This is a genomic window from Streptomyces sp. NPDC127068 (assembly GCF_042724695.1).
Lineage (GTDB): Bacteria > Actinomycetota > Actinomycetes > Streptomycetales > Streptomycetaceae > Streptomyces.
The window spans coordinates 89,048-104,772 of record NZ_JBHXEN010000027.1 but is presented as its reverse complement, the minus strand read 5'-3'; the positions used below and the strand labels follow the sequence as shown (position 1 = coordinate 104,772).

The following is a 15,725-nucleotide window of genomic DNA, read 5'->3' as shown; positions in this document are numbered from 1 at the left end:
CCCTCACACCCCACCCCCCCAATCCGTCTTTGTGTCATGGTGTGGGGGGCTGTTTTTTTTTTTCACCCCCCGCGCGGGCCCCCCCCCCCCGGCCCCCCCCCCTCTCCGTCGTCGTACGGCGTGCGGTCGTACGGCGGATCAGTTGTGGCCGAAGCGCTTCTGGCGCCCCTTGCGCGCCACGTCGCCGGGCGTGACCTGGGACTGGCGCTGGTCGGTCTGGGACTCTAGGGAGGACCGCTGGGCTTCCTGGGTGCCCTGCTCGGCTGCCGAGGAGCGGTGCTGTTGGCCGCCGTGCTTGCGGTTCTTGTTCTTGGCCATGGTGATCTGCCTCCTGTAGGGGGATCTGGGGGCCAGAGCCGGGACCAGATTCACATAAGCCGACAAGTCGCGCATGTCGGAGATTTACCCTGAGTAGTGACGGTCAACGGGGCGCCCCGGGTGAATCCGCCACGCCGAAGATCGAGTTCGGGCCGTTAACCCCCCGTCGGTCGGGCAGACTCGAAGCAAGCCTGAGGAAACCCGACGAGCGCCCGCGTCGGTGGAGGGGCCCGGTGGCCCAGCGGCTCAGCGGCCCCACCACCCTGAAGGGGCGCTTTCAGACATCCCGTTGCTCGTCGCAGGGACAGTTCAGGAAAGAGGGTGGGTCACGTGGAACGCTGTGTCGTCCTGGTGGACGCCGGATACCTGCTGGGAGCCGCCGCGAGTCTCCTCGCCGGAGAACCGTCGCGGTCCCGCATCACCGTCGACCACGCCGCCCTGATCCAGGGGCTCCGTGAACGCGCCGAGCGGGACACCGAACGCCCGCTGCTGCGGATCTACTGGTTCGACGGCGCCCCCGACCGCGTACCGCAACCCGACCACCGCAGACTGCGCGTGATGCCCCGGGTCACGGTCCGCCTCGGCGCCCTGACCCGCAGCGACGGCCGGTGGGCGCAGAAGGGCGTCGACGCCGCCATGCACGCCGAGCTGACCGAACTGGCCCGCAACCGGGCGTGCTCCGACGTCGTCCTCGTCACCGGTGACGGCGATCTGCTGCCGGGCATGATGGCCGCCAAGGAACACGGGGTCGCCGTCCATCTGTGGGCGGTCCAGGCCGCCGACGGCGACTACAACCAGTCCGAGGACCTGGTGGCCGAGGCCGACGAGCGCCGCGTCCTCGACCGCGTCTGGATCACCCGGGCCGTGCGTGCCAAGGACGGCACCGGAGCCTGCGCCCCGCCACCCGTGCCCCGGCCGGAGATCGCCGCGATCCTCTCCGCCCCGCTGCCCGACGCGCCCCTGCCCGCGCCCCCGCTGCCCGGACCGGCCGCCGCCCCGACCGCCGACCACTCGGCTCCCCGGCACGAGGCGCCGGCCCGCCACGAGAACGGCACCGCGGAACGCGCCAAGACCGTGCCCACCCCGAAGGACCTCGCCGCGCTGCGCGCCCCCGCCGCGCACCCCGTGCCCGGCGGGGCCACCGGGGCCACCCTGCGTTGGTCCTCCGACAAGGGGTGGGTGGACCGCCCCGGCACCGCCGAACCCCCCGAGCTGGCCACCCTGCCCACCCTCGCCCAGCTCACCAGCGCCGAACAGCGCTGGGCGGACCGCGAGGAGGACATCACCACGGTCGGCGGTGACCCCTACGAGGTCGGCCAGGTCTTCGCCCGCCGCTGGATGGGCCGACTGCCCGAACCCGCCGTCCTCGAACGCCTGTCCGTGCTCTATCCCAGGGTCCCGCACCGCATCGACGGGGAACTCCTCCGCTACGCCGCCCGCTTCGGTCTCCTCGCCCACAAGGACGACCAGATCGACGAGAACGACCGGTACGCGATCCGGGCCGGCTTCTGGCGCGAGGTCGACCTGCGCACCGCCGAACACGCCCCCGCCGGGGAGTGACCCCCCGCCCCGCCGGACCGGGACCGGGGCCTGACGTCCCCGGGACGGGCGGGTCCGCCGGCCCGTCCCCGGCGGGCTTGCCCACCCCGGGGACGAACCGTGCCCCCCGCACCCCGTAGGCTCCATCCTCGTGAGTACGCGCCCCGCACACCCTGACCGCCTCGGTGACGTGGTGTGCGCGGTGCGCGACCTGGTGAAGACGTACCGGGCCACCCGGGGCCGCCGCGGCGCCCCCGGCACCCCGGAGGTGCGGGCCACCGACCACGTGCGCCTCGACATCCGACGCGGCGAGATCTTCGGCCTGCTCGGCCCGAACGGCGCCGGGAAGTCCACCCTGGTGCGCCAGCTCACCGGACTGATGCGGCCGGACTCCGGCAGCGTGGAGATCCTCGGCCACGACATCGTGCGCCACCCCGACCGGGCCGCCCGCATCCTCGCCTACCTCGGCCAGGAGTCCAGCGCCCTCGACGAGCTGACCGTGTCCCTCGCCGCGGAGACCACGGCCCGGCTGCGCGGCCTCGACGCCGCCGCGGCCCGCGCCGAGCGGGACGCCGTCCTCGACGAACTGGGCCTCACCCCGCTCGCGTCCCGCCCGATCGCCAAGCTCTCCGGCGGGCAGCGGCGGCTCGCCTGCGTCGCGGCGGCGCTCGTCGGCGAGCGGCCCCTGCTGGTGCTGGACGAACCCACCACCGCCATGGACCCCATCGCGCGGCGCGCCGTGTGGGCCGCGATCGACCGGCGCCGCGCCGGGTACGGCACCACCGTCCTGCTGGTCACCCACAACGTCATCGAGGCGGAGACCGTCCTCGACCGGGTCGCCGTGCTCGACCGGGGCCGGGTGATCGCCTGTGACACGCCCGGCGGGCTGAAGGAACGCCTCGCGGGGGAGGTGCGGGTGGAACTGGTGTGGCGCGAGCGCGCCCCGCTCGACATTCCGGAGGTCGCCGCGCTGCGGTCCTCCGCCACCGAATCCGGTCGCCGCTGGGTGCTGCGGCTCGCCCCCGACGAGGCACGGGCCGCCGTCGCCGCGGTCACCGGAGGCGCCGCCTTCGCCGCCCTCGACGACTTCACGCTGGCGACACCCAGCCTGGAGGACGTCTATCTGGCCCTCGGCGGCACCGACACCGAAGCGACGGGCCTGGTGAAGGCATGACCCACCGACCACCCACGGACGCCCTGCCGCACGCTGCCAGGAACAGGAGCCTCACCCCGTGACCGTCGTACCCGCCGAGGTGCTCTCCCACCGTCGCAGTGAGCCCGCGCGTCCCGCGAGCCGTCCGGTCCCCGCGCCCCTGGCGCCGCGCGCCCGACTGCTGCCCGCGCTCGTCGCCGTCTACCGCGCCCAGCTCTCCCGGGCCCGGGTCGCCCGCATCCCGCTGCTGTTCGTCGCCACCTTCCAGTCCGTCGGGATCATGGTCCTGATGCGGGGCGTCGTCGACGGCGGCGAGGAGGCGCGGGCGGTCGTCGCCGGGTCCAGCGTCCTGGTGGTCGCGTTCGTCGCGCTCAACCTGCTCGCCCAGTACTTCGGCCGGCTGCGGGCGGACGGCGGACTCGACCACTACGCCACGCTGCCCGTGCCGCCCGCCGCGGTGGTCCTCGGGGCCGCCGCCGCGTACGCCTCCTTCACGGTCCCCGGCACCTTCGTCACCGCCGCCGTGGGCTGCGTCCTGTTCCAACTCCCGTTCACCCACCTGTGGGTGCTGCTGGCGGTGATCCCGCTCGCGGGGGCCGCCCTCGCCGGGCTCGGCGCCGCCCTGGGGCTCCTCGCGCCCCGCCCGGAACTCGCCACCCTGCTCGGTCAACTGGGCATGTCCGCCGCGCTGCTGCTCGGGGTGCTGCCGCCCGAGCGGCTGCCCCTGGCGGTCCAGTACGGACGCGATCTGCTGCCCTCCACCTACGGCGTGGAGGCGTTCGCACGGACGTTCGCGCCGCACCCCGACTGGGGGGTCATCGGGCTGCACCTCGCGGTCTGCGCCGGGGTCGGCGTCATCTCGCTCGCCGTGGCCACCTGGGCGTACCGGCGGGCTGCCGTCCGATGACGCGGGTGGTGCGCCGGGCTGGCACGATGTCAGGGTGACCACACCGTCAACGCCGCCTACGCCGCCGCAGCCACCACACCACCAGCCGCCCGCCGAAGGCGGCTGGGGCACTCCGCCCGCCGACCCTCCCCCGGCGGGGCCCGGGGAGCCCAGTGAGGGGACGGGGCCGGGGCTGCGGGAAGAACTCCGCGAGGCCGCCGTGGTCACGGTCGCGGTCGCCGCCGCGGGCGCCCTGCTGGGGCTGCTGTGGCTGTGGCTGGCGCCCCGGGTCCCGCTCGTCTCGGACGCCGACGCCGTCTACCTCGGGGACACCGAGGGGGAACAGGCCATCGGCATCGACGGAACGTTCACCCTGCTCGCGATCGGGTTCGGCGCGGTCAGCGCGCTCGTGGTGTTCCTGTGGCGCAAGCGCGGCGGCATCCCGCTGGTCGTCGCCCTCGCCATCGGCAGTCTGCTCGGCGGGCTGCTGGCGTGGCGCCTCGGCGTGTGGCTCGGCCCGACCGAGGACGTGGTCGCGCACGCGAAGGAGGTCGGCAAGGGCGTCACCTTCGACGCACCCCTGAAGCTGGAGGCCCTGGGCACCTTGCTGGTGTGGCCGGTCACCGCCCTGCTGCTGCACCTGTGCCTGACCGCCCTGTTCGCCCCGCGCGACCCCGACCCGTACGACCTGCCGCTCGCCTACGGTCCCGGGTACGGTCCCGGGCCCTGGGAGCAGCCGCCCGTGGACGGCGGCCCGGCCCGGGACCCCTACGCACCCCCGCTGCAGGACGGTGTCCCCCCGTACGGCGACGGACCCGGTCCGGGCCCGTCCCGCTGACGACCGCGCCGCTGCGGACCCACGGGTCAGGACCGGCCGATGGCCGCCAGCGCCGCGCCGGTGAGGGCCACCAGGTCCGTGGGGGCCAGCTCGACCTCCAGGCCCCGACGGCCGGCCGACACGCAGATCGTGGCGTGCTCCCCGGCCGAGGCGTCGAGGACGGTGCGCAGCCGCTTGCGCTGCCCGAGCGGCGAGATCCCGCCCCGGACGTACCCGGTGACGCGCTCCGCCGCCGCGGGGTCCGCCATCGCGGCCTTCTTGCCCCCGACCGCGGTGGCGAGCGCCTTCAGGTCCAGGCTCCCGGCGACCGGGACCACCGCGACCGTGAGTTCGCCGTCCACGTCGGCGACGAGGGTCTTGAACACCCGATCGGGTGAGACGCCCATGGCCTGTGCGGCCTCCTCGCCGTACGAGGGGTGGGCGGGGTCGTGGGCGTAGGCGTGGACGGTGAACTCCGTGCCGGCCGCCGTGAGGGCCACGGTCGCGGGCGTACCGCCCGTCTGCTGCTTCTGCTTCTTCGCCATCGGGACGCTCGGGCTCCTCGTTCGCCTCGGCCGGTGCGGTTCAGTTCAGGCTGGTGGGCGCGCGGGTGAGGTCCACCGCCGGTACGGAGGGCAGGGTGCGGATGATCGCGGTCTCGCCGCGCAACAGCCGCAACTCGTCCCGGAGCCGGGACGCGGTGTCCGGCGCCTGGAGCAGCCGCTGTTTGGTCGGGGTGTCCAGCACCATCGCCGCGGCGACCAGGTACGAGACGACCGACGGCTCGTCGGGCAGCTCCCCGTTGCTGGCCAGCGACCGCTCACGGGCCCCGGCCAGCCGCTTCTGGTAGGCCCTGAAGGCCCGCAGCACCCCTTCGGCCAGGGCGCCCGCCTCGTCCCCGGGTTCCTCGGTCAGCTCCTCCACCTCGGCCGTCAGATAGGGCCCGGACGCGTCGACCGCGTGCAGCCGCACCCGGGTGGTGCCGGTGGCGAGGACCTCGAACCCGCCGTCGGTGCGCTCCCGCAGCGTCGCCGCGTCGGCGATGCAGCCCGTGCCGTGGAACGCCTTCAGCGGGTCGTCGCCGAAGCCCGCGGCGGGGCCGCGCTCCGGCGGCGCGGTCGGGTCGGGGAGACCCGGTGCGCTGGGGGCCACCTCGTGGCCGTCCCGGATCGCCACGATCACGAAGCGCCGGGGTTCGTCGTCGGGGGTCTTCAGCAGATCGCGCATCAGGGCGCGATAGCGCTCCTCGAAGACGTTCAGGGGCACGACGAGCCCCGGGAACAGCACCGAGTTGAGCGGGAACAGCGGCAGCCGGACGGTGGTCACGACGTGCAAGCCTAGTGGTCGCCGGGGAGTGCCGGGCTCCGGCGGGCACGGAGCGGGGTCGAAGCGGCCACCTCGATCCGGACCCCGTCCCGCAGCTCCAGGAACTGTCCGAGCGGATCGTCCGAGAACCGGTCCCACGGGAACGAGGTGGCGTACGGGCCGGTCCGCCGCAGTTGCTCCAGCGCCTCGGGCCAGCGCTCCAGGCGCACCAGCACGCAGATCAGGATGTTGCGCACCTCCGCCGGCCAGGGGTCGGCGGGCGCCTGGCGCGCGGACAGCCGCACGGCGCGGTCCACGGCGGCGTCGAGCCGGTGCCGGGGCACGGCGCCGGGACCGGTGCGGGTGGTCAGATGGCCGAAGACGGCCCGGACGGGCAGGGCCTGGACGAGGGAGTCCGGCAGTGCGTCGTGCGCGGCGCGCTCCGCGAAGTCGAAGCACTGTCCGTGTCCCGCTTCGCCCCCGGTGGCGGCCAGGAAGCGCAGGGCGGCCACGTGGCAGCCGTAGTGGTGCGGGGAGCGGCGCACCGCCTCGCCCCACAGCGCTGCGAACCGGGCTTGCGGATCGGTGCCGCCGCGGGCGTGGTCGAGTGCCACCCGCCAGGGCACCGGATCGCGCGGGTCGCCCTCGGCGGCGGCCGTGACCAGCGGGGCGAGCACGTGGAGCCGTTCGGCGCGGGCGGGAGCCGCCCCCGCCCAGGCGTCGGCCACCGCCTGCTCGGCGGTGAGCAGCCGGAGGTCGGGGTCGTGCGGGGCGGCGTCGCGCCAGCGGGCCAGCCACTCGGGTCGGGGCCCGGCGAAGGCCGCGAGCCGGGTGACGTAGCGGTCGCGGTCCTCCCACTCGGCGCCCTCACGGGTGGCGGCGAGCAGATCGGCGGCGGGGCGGTGCTCACCCCGCCCCGCGGCCACCAGCGCGGGGCCCAGCCGGTGGTCCGGAACGTCGAGCAGGACCTCGTCGTCGGCGGGGAGTCCCGCAGCGAGCGAGGAGGTGTGTCGGGCCATCCGGGCGGCACGGATGAGGGCACGCAGCAGAGCCATGGTCCGAACCATTGAAAACCGCAGGTCGGACGGGGCACCAGGGCAACCCGGTGACGGTTCGGTAACCGCGTCCGGGTTGCTTCCGTGATGGTCAAGTCCCGGCAAAGGCCCCCGTCCCGAGGGTGGGCGGGCCCTCAGCCCCGGCGTAACAGCCGGGTCGCGCCGGCCGCCACCGCCGTCGCCAGGATCCAACCCGCGATGATCATCGTGGTGGCGAACCACTGCCACCACCCGGACAGGCGCCAGTGGCCGTCCTGCCCCAGGTCCATCACCGGGATCAGCAGGTCCAGGGCGAACAGCGCCGCGTTCCAGTCCGGGTGGTCGTCCGGTTTCAGCGGGGGCGGCGCGGCCCGGGAGAACGCGACCCCGCAGGCACCCCACAGCACCGCCATCCACAGGGCCGCCCGCCCGGGACGGTACCCGTAGGCGACCGCCCAGTCCTGGGCGTACCCCCACAACTTGGCCCCGATGGGCAGCGTCTCCCGGCGCCGGCGCTGTTTGGCGAGCAGCACCTCGCGCGCCTCCGCGTCCTCCCCGCTGTCCCGCAGCACCGCGGCCAGCCGCTCGTACGGCTCGGGGTGGTACTCCGGGGTGGCCGCCGCCACCCACTCCAGCCGGCGCGCCAACGGGAAGCGCCCCGTCGGGACCAGGTGCTCGTACCAGAAGCCGCCCATCTGGAGCCGGCCGGCACCGGGCCAGCTGATCGACCGGTCGACCAGGTTGACCACCCGCGCGCCCGACAGGACCGCCCGCCCGCGGTCGGGGCGCTCGCCGAGGAAGCGCAACTCCGGGGTCTGCACCCGGCGCAGCGACAGTTCCTGGTCGTCGGTCATCACGAACCGGGCCCCGGCCAGGTCCACGGCGTCCCCGAAGCGTCCGTCGTCCAGGCGGACGCCGCCCCGGCACTCGAAGCGCCGCACCCGGGTCCCGTGCGCGGGGGTCGTGCCCCCGTTGGCGACCGGGTCGACGACGGCGGCGGGGGTCAGGTACAGCGAACGTTCCACGGTCAACTGCGGGGCGTTGAGCGCCCGGTCGCCGTACGGATTGACCAACCGGCTGCCCCGCAGGCTCAGCGACACCCCGACCTTCGCCCCGCGCAGGCTCACCTCGCCGTACGCCTCCAGCAACTCCGCCTGGAGGTCCTGGCCGACGCTCATGCCGTCCGCCACCAGCGCCCGGCCGCGGCGGTCGCCGAACACGACGGCCTGGCTGAGCAGCAGGTCCGTGCCGATCTGGGCGTCGGTCATGCGGATGCCGTGCTGGAAGCGGCAGCGCGGCAGGTGCAGGTCGCCCTCCGTGTGCACCCGGGCCGCCTCCAGCCGGGGCACCGCGCAGTCGACCATCCGCAGCGTCACGAACCCGGCCTCCGGCAGCAGCACCTCCCGCTCGAAGCGGCACCGGTTCAGCTCCACGTACGGGGAGATCGTGCCGCCCGCCAGATCGAGGGTGCCCGAGACGAACAGTCCCGTCAGCTTCAGCGAGGCGACCCGTCCGGGCAGCGCGGGCGGCCCGTCCAGCAGCAGCCAGCACACGACCCTCGCCCGTACCGTCCGTTCCGGACCCCAGGGCCGTCCGCCGTGCGGATCGTCCGCGAACGGATCGCCCGTGCGCAGGTCGTAGCGGCTCCCGTTGCGGAACGCCTGCCACATGCCGATCTCCGCCGCGGTGAGACCGTCCGGCGGATCGCCGGTGCTCGTCGCCGTACCCCCGTCGTCCGCACCACTGCCGACCACCACGCCTCCTCGCTGCTCCGTGCTCAGCTGCTCAGTCGTTGCACGGGCCGCACTGCTCCGTGGTCCGTGCCCGTGTCGACGCACGGCATCGCCGCACCGTGCGCGTCGTCGGTGCCGCCCGTATCGCGAGGACGCCGATCAGCCGCTCGCCGGTCACACAGGGTGACGGCTCGTGGTGGGTGGCGATCCTGGGCGGTCCGCTCCATCGAGGCCGTTCCGCGCTGGCCGTGTCGTCCGTGACGTCCGTGTCGGGGGCGCGATCCCCTCGACCCCGCGCGGCTCATCCACCTCGGTGGCTCGTACGATCGTTCATACCCCCTGGGTGATGATATGAACACGTACGGTGAGGTCGATTGGGGGCGTGCTGGCGCAGCGTCACATTCGGATGCTCCCGGCGCCTTCGGGTGCCCCGTATCAGTCATTGATACGCCCGCCCGACGGTCTCGCGCCGTCTGCGAGAATTGGGTCCGTGATCTCCCGAATCGATCTGCGCGGTGACGCCCTCCCCGAGGGCGGCGCCCTGCGCGACCTGTTGCCCCGTGCCGACTTCGACGTCGAGGCCGCCCTGGAGAAGGTGCGGCCCCTCTGCGAGGACGTGCACCATCGGGGTGACGCGGCGCTGATCGACTTCGCGAAGCGGTTCGACGGGGTCACCCTCGACCAGGTCAAGATTCCCGCCCGGGCGCTCACCGACGCCCTGGCCGCCCTCGATCCCGCCGTGCGCGCCGCGCTGGAGGAGTCGATCCGTCGCGCGCGCCTGGTCCACCGCGCCCAGCGCCGCACCACGCACACCACCCAGGTCGTCCCCGGCGGCACCGTCACCGAGAAGTGGGTGCCCGTCGAGCGGGTCGGGCTCTACGCCCCCGGCGGCCGGTCGGTGTACCCGTCCTCCGTCGTGATGAACGTCGTCCCCGCCCAGGAGGCCGGCGTCGCCTCCATCGCCCTGGCCTCCCCGCCGCAAGCGGAGTTCGACGGCCTGCCGCACCCCACCATCCTGGCCGCCTGCGCCCTGCTCGGCGTGGACGAGGTCTACGCCGTCGGCGGCGCCCAGGCAGTCGCCATGTTCGCCTACGGCACCGAGTCCTGCCCGCCCGCCAACATGGTCACCGGCCCCGGCAACATCTGGGTCGCCGCCGCCAAGCGCTACTTCACCGGTCGCATCGGCATCGACACCGAGGCCGGCCCCACCGAGATCGCGGTCCTCGCCGACGACACCGCCGACCCGGTCCACCTCGCCTCCGACCTGATCAGCCAGGCCGAACACGACCCGCTGGCCGCCGCCGTCCTGGTCACCGACTCCGCGGCGCTCGCCGACGCGGTCGCGGAAGAACTCAAGCCCCAGGTCGCCGCGACCAAGCACGTCGAGGACCGCGTCGTGCCCGCCCTCACCGGCCGCCAGTCCGCGATCGTCCTCGTCGACGGCATCGAGGAGGGCCTGCGCGTCGTCGACGCCTACGGCGCCGAGCACCTGGAGATCCAGACCGCCGACGCCGCCGCCGTCGCCGACCGGGTCAAGAACGCCGGCGCGGTCTTCGTCGGCCCCTGGGCCCCCGTCTCCCTCGGCGACTACTGCGCGGGCTCCAACCACGTCCTGCCCACGGGCGGCTGCGCCTGCCACTCCTCCGGACTGTCCGTGCAGTCGTTCCTGCGCGGCATCCACATCGTGGACTACACCCGCGAGGCCCTCGCCGAGGTCGCCCACCACGTGGTGACCCTCGCGGAGGCGGAGGACCTGCCCGCGCACGGCGCGGCGATCAAGGCACGGTTCGGATGGAAGGTTCCCCAGAGCAAGTGACCCGCATCGACGACCTCCCCGTGCGCGACGAGCTGCGCGGCCAGAGCCCCTACGGCGCGCCCCAACTCGACGTCCCCGTCCGGTTGAACACCAACGAGAACCCGTACCCGCTGCCCGACGCCCTGGTCGAGCGGATCACCGAGCGGGTCCGCGAGGCCGCCCGGCACCTCAACCGCTACCCCGACCGGAACGCGATCGAGCTGCGCACCGCACTCGCCGCGTACCTCACCCGCACCGGCGGCCACCGCGTCGACACGGCCAACGTCTGGGCGGCCAACGGCTCCAACGAGGTCATCCAGCAGCTCCTCCAGACCTTCGGCGGCCCCGGCCGCACCGCGATCGGCTTCGAGCCCTCCTACTCGATGCACCCGCTGATCTCCCGCGGCACCGGCACCGGCTGGATCGACGGGCCCCGCAACGCCGACTTCACCATCGACGTCGACGCCGCGACCCGGGCCGTCACCGCACACCGGCCCCACGTCGTCTTCATCACCTCCCCCAACAACCCCACCGGCAACGCGGTGCCCGCCGAGACGGTCCTCGCCCTGTACGAGGCCGCCCAGGCCGCCCGGCCGTCCCTGGTGATCGCGGACGAGGCGTACGTCGAGTTCAGCCACGGCGACTCGCTGCTGCCGCTGCTCGAAGGCCGCCCCCACCTGGTCATCTCCCGGACCATGTCCAAGGCGTTCGGCGCCGCGGGCCTGCGCCTCGGCTACCTCGCCGCCGACCCGGCCGTGGTGGACGCGGTGCAGCTGGTGCGGCTGCCCTACCACCTGTCGGCCGTCACCCAGGCCACCGCCCTGGCCGCTCTGGAGCACACCGACACCCTCCTCGGCTACGTCGAGCAGCTCAAGTCCGAACGGGACCGACTGGTCACCGAACTGCGCGCCCTCGACTACGAGGTGACCGTCTCCGACGCGAACTTCGTGCAGTTCGGCCGCTTCGACGGCGAGGGCGGCGCGCACGCCGTGTGGCAGCGCATCCTGGACCGGGGCGTCCTCGTCCGCGACAACGGCGTACCGGGGTACCTGCGGGTCTCCGCCGGCACCCCCGAAGAGAACGACGCTTTCCTCGACGCGGTCCGCGAAGTCAAGAAGGAGCTCAGCGCATGACCCCCCAGGCACGCATCGGAAGGGTGGAACGCTCCACCAAGGAGACCTCCGTCCTCGTCGAGATCGACCTCGACGGCAGCGGCAAGGTCGACGTGTCGACCGGGGTCGGCTTCTACGACCACATGCTCGACCAGCTCGGCCGCCACGGTCTGTTCGACCTCACCGTCAGGACCGAGGGCGACCTGCACATCGACACCCACCACACCATCGAGGACACCGCGCTCGCCCTGGGCGCCGCCTTCAAGCAGGCCCTCGGCGACAAGGTCGGCATCTACCGCTTCGGCAACTGCACCGTCCCCCTGGACGAGTCCCTCGCCCAGGTCACCGTGGACCTGTCGGGCCGCCCCTACCTCGTGCACAGCGAGCCCGAGCACATGGCGCCCATGATCGGCACCTACGACACCACCATGACCCGGCACATCCTGGAGTCGTTCGTCGCCCAGGCGCAGGTCGCGCTGCACGTCCACGTGCCCTACGGGCGCAACGCCCACCACATCGTGGAGTGCCAGTTCAAGGCCCTCGCCCGCGCCCTGCGCTACGCGAGCGAGCGGGACCCGCGCGCGGAGGGCATCCTCCCGTCCACGAAGGGCGCCCTGTAAGCCATGAACGGACTGTCCACCGTCCTCATCTTCGTCGGGCTCTTCCTCGTCGGCGGCATCGTCTCCTTCGCCAAGCAGGGCCTGTCGAAGAGCCTGCTAGTCCTCCTGTCGATCGGCGCCGGCATGTGCCTGGTCGCGGGCGTCCTGCGACTCGACTACTGGAACTGAGGAGGCCGCCTTGAGTACCAGCAGCAGCCGCAAGAAGGTGGTCGTCTTCGACTACGGCTTCGGCAACATCCGCTCCGCGGAACGCGCCCTCGCCCGGGTGGGGGCCGACGTCGAGATCACCCGCGACTACGACACCGCGATGAACGCCGACGGGCTGCTCGTCCCCGGCGTCGGCGCGTTCGCCGCCTGCATGAACGGCCTCAGCCAGGCCCGCGGCGACTGGATCGTGGACCGCAGGCTCTCCGGCGGCCGACCCGTCCTGGGCATCTGCGTCGGCATGCAGATCCTCTTCGCCGAGGGCATCGAACACGGCGAGCGGACCGAGGGCCTCGACCAGTGGCCCGGCACCGTCGAGCACCTCCAGGCCGACGTGGTGCCGCACATGGGCTGGAACACCGTCGACGCGCCCGCCGACTCCCGGCTGTTCGCCGGGCTCGACGCCGACGCCCGCTACTACTTCGTGCACTCCTACGCGGTCCAGGACTGGACCCTGGAGATCACCAACCCGGCGATGAGCGCCCCGCTCGTCACCTGGTCCACGCACGGAAAGCCCTTCGTCGCCGCCGTCGAGAACGGCGCCCTGTGGGCCACCCAGTTCCACCCCGAGAAGTCCGGCGACGCCGGAGCCCAGCTCCTCACCAACTGGATCGGAACCCTGTGAGCACGCTTGAACTCCTCCCCGCCGTCGACGTCCGCGACGGCCAGGCCGTCCGCCTCGTGCACGGCGAGTCCGGTACGGAGACCTCCTACGGCTCCCCGCTGGAGGCGGCCCTCACCTGGCAGCGGGCGGGCGCCGAGTGGCTGCACCTGGTCGACCTCGACGCCGCCTTCGGCACCGGCGACAACCGGACCCTGATCGCCGAGGTCGCCGGGGCCATGGACATCAAGGTCGAGCTGTCCGGCGGCATCCGCGACGACGCCTCGCTCGCCGCCGCCCTCGCCACCGGCTGCACCCGGGTCAACCTCGGCACCGCCGCCCTGGAGACCCCCGAGTGGGTCGCCAAGGTCATCGCCGAGCACGGCGACAAGATCGCCGTCGGCCTCGACGTGCGCGGCACCACCCTGCGCGGCCGGGGCTGGACCCGCGACGGCGGCGACCTGTACGAGACCCTCGCCCGTCTCGACGCCGAGGGCTGCGCCCGCTACGTCGTCACCGACATCGCCAAGGACGGCACCCTCCAGGGCCCCAACCTGGAACTGCTGAAGAACGTCTGCGCGGCCACCGACCGCCCCGTCGTCGCCTCCGGCGGCGTCTCCTCCCTGGACGACCTGCGCGCCATCGCCGCCCTCGTCCCGCAGGGCGTCGAGGGCGCCATCGTCGGCAAGGCGCTCTACGCCGAGGCGTTCACCCTCGAAGAGGCGCTGGAGGCGGTGGCTTCCGCATGACCGACTCCGTGCGCAAGGTGGTGACCGGCGCTCCCTGGGAGGAGCGGTTCGGCTACTCCCGTGCGGTGGAACTGCCGAACGGCCTCGTCCTGGTCTCCGGCTGCACCTCGGTGGTCGACGGCGAGATCGCCGACGGAGGCCCCCACGAGCAGGCGGTCAACTCCTTCCGGGTCGCCCTCGACGCCCTGGCGCAGCTGGGCCTGGGCGCCGAACACGTCGTGCGGACCCGGATGTACCTCACCCACGCCCGGGACGTGGACGAGGTCGGCCGCGCCCACAAGGAGCTGTTCGACGCCGTCCGCCCCGCCGCCTCCATGGTCATCGTGTCCGGGTTCGTCGACCCGCGGCTCCTGGTCGAGGTCGAGGTCGAGGCGTACCGGGGCGGTGCGGCATGAGCCTCGCGGTCCGTGTCATCCCCTGCCTGGACGTCGACGGCGGCCGGGTCGTCAAGGGCGTCAACTTCGAGAACCTGCGGGACGCGGGCGACCCCGTCGAGATGGCCCGGGTGTACGACGCCGAGGGCGCCGACGAGCTGACCTTCCTCGACATCACCGCCTCGTCCGGCAACCGGGAGACCACCTACGACGTGGTCCGCCGGACCGCCGAGCAGGTGTTCATCCCGCTGACCGTCGGCGGCGGCGTCCGCACCGCCGAGGACGTCGACAAACTGCTGCGCGCCGGCGCGGACAAGGTCGGCGTCAACACCGCCGCCATCGCCCGCCCCGACCTCATCCGGGAGATCGCCGAGCGGTTCGGCCGCCAGGTGCTCGTCCTGTCCGTCGACGCCCGCCGCACCCCCGCGGGCGGCTTCGAGGTGACCACCCACGGCGGGCGCCGGGGCACCGGGCTCGACGCCGTCGAATGGGCCCACCGCGCCGCCGACCTCGGCGCCGGCGAGATCCTGCTCAACTCGATGGACGCCGACGGCACCAAGGACGGCTACGACCTGGAGATGATCACCGCCGTGCGTCGCCACGTCACGGTCCCGGTCATCGCCTCCGGCGGCGCCGGACGGCTCGCGGACTTCCCGCCGGCCGTCGCCGCGGGCGCCGACGCGGTGCTCGCCGCCTCCGTCTTCCACTTCGGCGACCTGCGGATCGGCGAGGTCAAGGACACCCTGCGGGAGGCCGGCCACCCGGTGCGCTGAGCCCGGCGCCGGCCCCGCGGACGTCAGATGCCGATCTGCTTCGCCCCGTGGAGCTTCTCGAGGGCCTCCTTGTCGCCCTCCAGCTCCACCGAAGCGGCGTCCTGGCGGCCGAACGCGAACATCAACAGCTCACCCGGCTCGCCCGTGACCGTCACCACGGGCGCGCCGCGGTGGGCGACCACCGTCTGACCGTCCGGGCGCCGCAGCACCACGCCCACCGGGAGCTTGCGCCCCAGCAGCCGCGCGGTGCGCTCCAGCCGGGACCACAGCGAGTCCGAGAAGACCGGGTCCAGGGGGCGCGGCGTCCAGTCGGGCTGCGCCCGGCGCACGTCCTCGGCGTGGATGTAGAACTCCACCGCGTTGGACGCCTCGTCCACCTGCTTCAACGAGAACGGCGAGAACTTCGGCGGGCCCGTCCGGATCAGCTGGATCAGTTCCTCGTACGGCTTCGCCGCGAACTCCGCCTGCACCCGCTCCAGCCGGTCCGCGAGGGGCTTGAAGAGGATTCCGCCCGCCGCGTCCGCGCGGCGCTCGCGCACCACGACGTGCGCCGCCAGGTCCCGCGTCCGCCAGCCCTCGCAGAGCGTCGGCGCCTGGGGCCCCGCCGACTCCAACAGGTCAGCGAGGAGCAGTCGTTCGCGTTTCGCATGGGTCGACATGCGGCCCAGGGTACGGCGACCCCCGCGACCCTGCCAGGCGACGACCCCCGCCC

At 73.6% G+C, this 15,725-nt stretch carries 18 protein-coding genes; 12 read left to right on the top strand and 6 right to left on the bottom strand.

Annotated elements, in window-relative coordinates:
* Positions 1 to 138: 138 nt before the first annotated feature.
* The gene (locus ACFWIA_RS18900; protein WP_387006271.1) at positions 139 to 318 is read right to left on the bottom strand and encodes a hypothetical protein; all 180 of its coding nucleotides are present in this window, start codon (positions 316 to 318) and stop codon (positions 139 to 141) included.
* Positions 319 to 648: 330 nt separating this feature from the next.
* Between ACFWIA_RS18900 and ACFWIA_RS18895 the strand changes: the two genes are divergently transcribed.
* The 4 genes from ACFWIA_RS18895 (at position 649) to ACFWIA_RS18880 (ending at position 4,734) form a co-directional block, all read left to right on the top strand.
* A complete protein-coding gene (locus ACFWIA_RS18895) occupies positions 649 to 1,878 on the top strand; it encodes an NYN domain-containing protein (RefSeq protein ID WP_387006269.1) in 1,230 nt (409 codons plus the stop codon).
* A gap of 130 nt (positions 1,879 to 2,008) precedes the next feature.
* Positions 2,009 to 3,031, top strand: a complete 1,023-nt coding sequence (locus ACFWIA_RS18890) for an ABC transporter ATP-binding protein (RefSeq protein WP_387006267.1) — start codon at positions 2,009 to 2,011, stop codon at positions 3,029 to 3,031.
* Positions 3,032 to 3,089: 58 nt separating this feature from the next.
* Positions 3,090 to 3,917 carry an ABC transporter permease gene (locus ACFWIA_RS18885; protein WP_387006264.1) on the top strand — a complete coding sequence of 276 codons (828 nt, stop codon included), beginning with the start codon at positions 3,090 to 3,092 and terminating at the stop codon, positions 3,915 to 3,917.
* Positions 3,918 to 3,951: 34 nt separating this feature from the next.
* The gene (locus ACFWIA_RS18880) at positions 3,952 to 4,734 is read left to right on the top strand and encodes a DUF2567 domain-containing protein (protein WP_387006261.1); all 783 of its coding nucleotides are present in this window, start codon (positions 3,952 to 3,954) and stop codon (positions 4,732 to 4,734) included.
* Between the two features lie 26 nt (positions 4,735 to 4,760).
* Here ACFWIA_RS18880 and ybaK read toward each other — a convergent pair whose 3' ends face one another.
* From ybaK to ACFWIA_RS18860, 4 genes are all read right to left on the bottom strand, one after another.
* Positions 4,761 to 5,258: a Cys-tRNA(Pro) deacylase gene (gene ybaK, locus ACFWIA_RS18875; RefSeq protein WP_387006258.1), complete on the bottom strand. Its 498-nt coding sequence runs from the start codon at positions 5,256 to 5,258 to the stop codon at positions 4,761 to 4,763.
* 40 nt (positions 5,259 to 5,298) lie between these two features.
* Positions 5,299 to 6,039, bottom strand: a complete 741-nt coding sequence (locus ACFWIA_RS18870; protein ID WP_387006255.1) for an LON peptidase substrate-binding domain-containing protein — start codon at positions 6,037 to 6,039, stop codon at positions 5,299 to 5,301.
* An 11-nt stretch (positions 6,040 to 6,050) separates the two neighbouring features.
* Complete coding sequence (locus tag ACFWIA_RS18865; protein WP_387006252.1) at positions 6,051 to 7,073, bottom strand: hypothetical protein; 1,023 nt, start codon at positions 7,071 to 7,073, stop codon at positions 6,051 to 6,053.
* Between the two features lie 134 nt (positions 7,074 to 7,207).
* Positions 7,208 to 8,722 carry an oxidoreductase gene (locus tag ACFWIA_RS18860; RefSeq protein WP_387006290.1) on the bottom strand — a complete coding sequence of 505 codons (1,515 nt, stop codon included), beginning with the start codon at positions 8,720 to 8,722 and terminating at the stop codon, positions 7,208 to 7,210.
* 553 nt (positions 8,723 to 9,275) lie between these two features.
* Here ACFWIA_RS18860 and hisD point away from each other — a divergent pair.
* From hisD to hisF, 8 genes are read left to right on the top strand one after another with little or no spacing between them, the layout of a single operon-like run.
* The gene (gene hisD / locus ACFWIA_RS18855; RefSeq protein WP_387006249.1) at positions 9,276 to 10,601 is read left to right on the top strand and encodes a histidinol dehydrogenase; all 1,326 of its coding nucleotides are present in this window, start codon (positions 9,276 to 9,278) and stop codon (positions 10,599 to 10,601) included.
* The gene (locus ACFWIA_RS18850) at positions 10,598 to 11,713 is read left to right on the top strand and encodes a histidinol-phosphate transaminase (protein ID WP_387006246.1); all 1,116 of its coding nucleotides are present in this window, start codon (positions 10,598 to 10,600) and stop codon (positions 11,711 to 11,713) included. The genes hisD and ACFWIA_RS18850 overlap by 4 nt, the downstream gene beginning before the upstream one ends.
* The gene (hisB, locus tag ACFWIA_RS18845) at positions 11,710 to 12,312 is read left to right on the top strand and encodes an imidazoleglycerol-phosphate dehydratase HisB (protein ID WP_387006243.1); all 603 of its coding nucleotides are present in this window, start codon (positions 11,710 to 11,712) and stop codon (positions 12,310 to 12,312) included. The genes ACFWIA_RS18850 and hisB overlap by 4 nt, the downstream gene beginning before the upstream one ends.
* A gap of 3 nt (positions 12,313 to 12,315) precedes the next feature.
* Positions 12,316 to 12,480: a hypothetical protein gene (locus ACFWIA_RS18840; RefSeq protein WP_385485519.1), complete on the top strand. Its 165-nt coding sequence runs from the start codon at positions 12,316 to 12,318 to the stop codon at positions 12,478 to 12,480.
* A 10-nt stretch (positions 12,481 to 12,490) separates the two neighbouring features.
* Positions 12,491 to 13,141 (top strand): imidazole glycerol phosphate synthase subunit HisH, encoded by a 651-nt coding sequence (hisH, locus tag ACFWIA_RS18835; RefSeq protein WP_387006240.1) that lies wholly within the window; start codon positions 12,491 to 12,493, stop codon positions 13,139 to 13,141.
* Positions 13,138 to 13,866, top strand: coding sequence for a bifunctional 1-(5-phosphoribosyl)-5-((5-phosphoribosylamino)methylideneamino)imidazole-4-carboxamide isomerase/phosphoribosylanthranilate isomerase PriA (gene priA / locus ACFWIA_RS18830; RefSeq protein ID WP_387006238.1), 729 nt, complete (start codon positions 13,138 to 13,140; stop codon positions 13,864 to 13,866). The genes hisH and priA overlap by 4 nt, the downstream gene beginning before the upstream one ends.
* Positions 13,863 to 14,261, top strand: coding sequence for a RidA family protein (locus ACFWIA_RS18825; protein ID WP_387006235.1), 399 nt, complete (start codon positions 13,863 to 13,865; stop codon positions 14,259 to 14,261). Before priA ends, ACFWIA_RS18825 begins: the two co-directional genes overlap by 4 nt.
* Positions 14,258 to 15,013 carry an imidazole glycerol phosphate synthase subunit HisF gene (gene hisF / locus ACFWIA_RS18820; protein WP_387006232.1) on the top strand — a complete coding sequence of 252 codons (756 nt, stop codon included), beginning with the start codon at positions 14,258 to 14,260 and terminating at the stop codon, positions 15,011 to 15,013. The genes ACFWIA_RS18825 and hisF overlap by 4 nt, the downstream gene beginning before the upstream one ends.
* 23 nt (positions 15,014 to 15,036) lie before the next feature.
* Here hisF and ACFWIA_RS18815 read toward each other — a convergent pair whose 3' ends face one another.
* Entirely contained in the window at positions 15,037 to 15,672 is a 636-nt protein-coding gene (locus ACFWIA_RS18815; protein ID WP_387006229.1) for a TIGR03085 family metal-binding protein, read from the bottom strand.
* Positions 15,673 to 15,725: the final 53 nt, after the last annotated feature.

What these genes read in the sequence shown, in the direction of transcription:
- ACFWIA_RS18900 (WP_387006271.1), bottom strand. Translation starts at nt 318, where the DNA reads ATGGCCAAGAACAAGAACCGCAAGCACGGCGGCCAACAGCACCGCTCC.
- ybaK (WP_387006258.1), bottom strand. Translation starts at nt 5,258, where the DNA reads ATGGCGAAGAAGCAGAAGCAGCAGACGGGCGGTACGCCCGCGACCGTG.
- ACFWIA_RS18865 (WP_387006252.1), bottom strand. Translation starts at nt 7,073, where the DNA reads ATGGCTCTGCTGCGTGCCCTCATCCGTGCCGCCCGGATGGCCCGACAC.
- ACFWIA_RS18860 (WP_387006290.1), bottom strand. Translation starts at nt 8,722, where the DNA reads ATGTGGCAGGCGTTCCGCAACGGGAGCCGCTACGACCTGCGCACGGGC.
- hisB (WP_387006243.1), top strand. Translation starts at nt 11,710, where the DNA reads ATGACCCCCCAGGCACGCATCGGAAGGGTGGAACGCTCCACCAAGGAG.
- ACFWIA_RS18840 (WP_385485519.1), top strand. Translation starts at nt 12,316, where the DNA reads ATGAACGGACTGTCCACCGTCCTCATCTTCGTCGGGCTCTTCCTCGTC.
- ACFWIA_RS18825 (WP_387006235.1), top strand. Translation starts at nt 13,863, where the DNA reads ATGACCGACTCCGTGCGCAAGGTGGTGACCGGCGCTCCCTGGGAGGAG.
- hisF (WP_387006232.1), top strand. Translation starts at nt 14,258, where the DNA reads ATGAGCCTCGCGGTCCGTGTCATCCCCTGCCTGGACGTCGACGGCGGC.
- ACFWIA_RS18815 (WP_387006229.1), bottom strand. Translation starts at nt 15,672, where the DNA reads ATGTCGACCCATGCGAAACGCGAACGACTGCTCCTCGCTGACCTGTTG.